This is a genomic window from Streptomyces durhamensis, from assembly GCF_000725475.1.
GTDB lineage: Bacteria > Actinomycetota > Actinomycetes > Streptomycetales > Streptomycetaceae > Streptomyces > Streptomyces filipinensis.
Window position 1 is genome coordinate 1 of record NZ_JNXR01000212.1, and the last position, 234, is coordinate 234.

The 234-nt window shown below is 66.2% G+C and carries 1 protein-coding gene; it reads left to right on the forward strand.

Annotated elements, in window-relative coordinates:
- A partial coding sequence (locus IO33_RS0142425) for a transposase (RefSeq protein ID WP_031174383.1) occupies window positions 1-234 on the forward strand: 234 nt, incomplete at both ends.

The window sequence follows — 234 nt, forward strand, 5'->3', positions numbered from 1 at the left end:
GGCCGAGAAGAAGCTCAAGCGCCTTCAGCGGGAGCTGTCCCGCAAGGCCAAGGGATCGAAGAACCGGGCCAAGGCCCGCATCAAGGTCGCACGCCAGCATGCCACGGTGGCGGACCGGCGCCGGGACGGGCACCGCAAGGTATCCACACAGATCATCCGCGACAACCAAGCGGTGTATGTGGAAGACCTCGCGGTGTCCGGTCTCGGACGCACCCGTCTGGCCAAGTCCGTGCA